This window comes from Bradyrhizobium sp. BRP56, assembly GCF_020194035.1.
Classification (GTDB): Bacteria; Pseudomonadota; Alphaproteobacteria; order Rhizobiales; family Xanthobacteraceae; genus Bradyrhizobium; species Bradyrhizobium australafricanum.
In genome coordinates this window covers 1-762 of the sequence record NZ_JADYVV010000184.1, presented here as the reverse complement: position 1 = coordinate 762, position 762 = coordinate 1, and the positions used below count along the sequence as shown (strand labels likewise).

Annotated in this window: 1 pseudogene; it reads left to right on the top strand. The window is 66.5% G+C overall.

Annotated features, from left to right (window positions below):
- A pseudogene (locus tag I6F38_RS43280) lies at positions 1-762 on the top strand (hybrid sensor histidine kinase/response regulator); the annotation flags it as partial.

Below are 762 nucleotides of genomic sequence, written 5' to 3'. Positions count from 1 at the left end.
CGCATGCCGGCGAGACCTTGATGGGCAAATTCCGCGACGGCATGCCGGTGAAGGCGGAAGCCGTGACGCTGATCCTGTCCTCGATCGACCGCATCAAGGAGATCCTCGGCGGGCTCGAGGCGACCGAGACCGAGCCTGAAGGCAATGATCGCGATCTGATCGATCAGCTGGAAGCGATGGTCGAGCGCGGCATGGCGGCAATGGCCGCCGGTGAGGCCGCCGCTGAAGAAGACATGCCTGTCGTTGAAGCTCCGTCCGTGCAGGCGGCAATGACCGAAGGCACGCTGGTGGTGCAGACGCTGGAGCGTCCGCTGCGTCCGGGCGAGGTCTCGCTCGACGAGCTCGAGCGCGCCTTCCGCGAGACCGAGATTGAAGTCGCCGCACCCGCGCCGGCCGCGAAGCCTGCTGCTGCCGCCGCCGAGCCGGCCGAGGCTGCGAAGAAGCCGGCCCGCAAGGCGGCCGCCGAAGACGTCCAGGAAGGCGACAAGATCGCCAACCAGTCGATCCGGGTCAATGTCGACACCCTCGAACACCTCATGACCATGGTCTCCGAGCTGGTTCTGACCCGCAACCAGCTGCTGGAGATCTCCCGCCGCAACGAGGACACCGAGTTCAAGGTGCCGCTGCAGCGGCTCTCCAACGTCACCGCCGAGCTGCAGGAAGGCGTCATGAAGACGCGCATGCAGCCGATCGGCAATGCCTGGCAGAAGCTGCCGCGCATCGTCCGCGACCTCTCCGGCGAACTCGGCAAGCAGATCGAGC